This is a genomic window from Prevotella sp. MGM2 (assembly GCF_002933955.1).
Lineage (GTDB): Bacteria > Bacteroidota > Bacteroidia > Bacteroidales > Bacteroidaceae > Alloprevotella.
The window spans coordinates 1-595 of record NZ_BEWW01000114.1; the positions used below are offsets into that span (position 1 = coordinate 1).

General features: G+C 36.1%; 1 protein-coding gene and 1 pseudogene. Both read right to left on the reverse strand.

Annotated elements, in window-relative coordinates; all coding sequences use genetic code 11:
- Positions 1-321: hypothetical protein (locus tag C5S62_RS02505; protein WP_133159472.1), on the reverse strand; the 321-nt coding region annotated here is incomplete at its 3' end.
- A pseudogene (locus C5S62_RS13475) lies at positions 318-595 on the reverse strand (hypothetical protein); the annotation flags it as partial. The gene C5S62_RS02505 and the pseudogene C5S62_RS13475, both read right to left, overlap by 4 nt.

The window sequence follows — 595 nt, forward strand, 5'->3', positions numbered from 1 at the left end:
CCGTATCAGTCTTTTCCCGTTATATGATATTTCAAAAAAATCATAACCGTAACCATCGTATTCTGAAATAGGGGTAAAACCTCCTATTGAAATTTGATATTGACTGGTTCCGTTATTGGATGTGATATTATACTCTGTGTATTTTTGTATTGGTTTTTTATCTAGTGTTTGTAAATAGGCGACATCTTTTTTATAAAATGTAATGAACTGCTCCTTGGGAATAATATCTTTTCCTTCCCTGTTGAACAAATCAACGGTCTGTGCCGTTGCAGATATTAAAGTTATGTAAGCAATGCTTAATAATATTATTAATCTCTTCATGGTTTTTTGTAATAATAAAATTTGATATTATTTTTCTTACTTAATCCGAATCCTTTGCTTAGTGGGACTTTTTTATATCGTTTCTTTTCTCCTGTGTCCATTATTTGTGGTATATCACATTTCCAGGAATCAGACTCTTTTTCCTCACCCGGTACAATAACCACGACATGCCCGCTTCCTCCGGTTGGATTGAAATACCCCGCCACGACGAAATATCCCTGGTTGGCGTAGTCTTGGGCTTCCGCCATCGTTATGGCCTGCCAGTATTTGGGAT